The organism is Mesorhizobium sp. M2A.F.Ca.ET.039.01.1.1 (assembly GCF_003998035.1).
Classification (GTDB): Bacteria; Pseudomonadota; Alphaproteobacteria; order Rhizobiales; family Rhizobiaceae; genus Mesorhizobium.
In genome coordinates this window covers 1-634 of sequence record NZ_RZRY01001414.1, presented here as the reverse complement: position 1 = coordinate 634, position 634 = coordinate 1, and the positions used below count along the sequence as shown (strand labels likewise).

At 61.2% G+C, this 634-nt stretch carries 1 protein-coding gene; it reads left to right on the top strand.

Annotated features, from left to right (window positions below; all coding sequences use genetic code 11):
- Positions 1 to 26: 26 nt before the first annotated feature.
- Positions 27 to 634 (top strand): polysaccharide pyruvyl transferase family protein (locus EOA24_RS40175; protein ID WP_245502007.1); only part of this gene is annotated, 608 nt, incomplete at its 3' end.

Sequence of the window (634 nt, the reverse complement as noted above, 5' to 3'; positions counted from 1 at the left end):
TGGTCAAGGAGCCGGGCAAATGTCACGTGGTGGCCGATGCCGTGTTTGCCCTTGCCGACACGGACGGCATCGGCAAGCGGCTCGCCTCGGCTCAGCCGCCTGCGCAGACGGGCCGCGTCGCGATTTCCGTCCGCCACTGGAACTACGTCAATGACGGCCAAGACGGGATGCGCCGCTATATCGATTCGGTACGCGAGATCGCGACCATCCTTGTCCGGGACCATGGCAAGCAGGTGACCTTTGTCTCCACCTGCCAGGGCGTTCCGGAATATGCCCATGACGATTCCAAGACAGCACGCAAGATCGTCGCCGAGCTCGATCCAGAAATTGCGAGGAATGTCAGCGTGGACGCTTCATTCCACACCCCCGAGCAACTGATGGCTCTGGTCAAGGGTTTCGACTTCGTCGTCGCGACCCGCATGCACATGATGATCATGTCGCTCTGCGTGGGAACGCCTGTGCTTCCGATCGCCTATGAGTTCAAGACCAAGGAAGTCGCCAAGCGCGTCGGTGTCGCAGACCTGTTGCTCGACATCGACACGGTGACGCCGCAGGAGGCAGCCGAAAAGCTCGGCAGGTTTGCCGCCAACCTCGACCAGTATCGCCGTACCAGCCTGCAGGCCGTGCTTGAAGA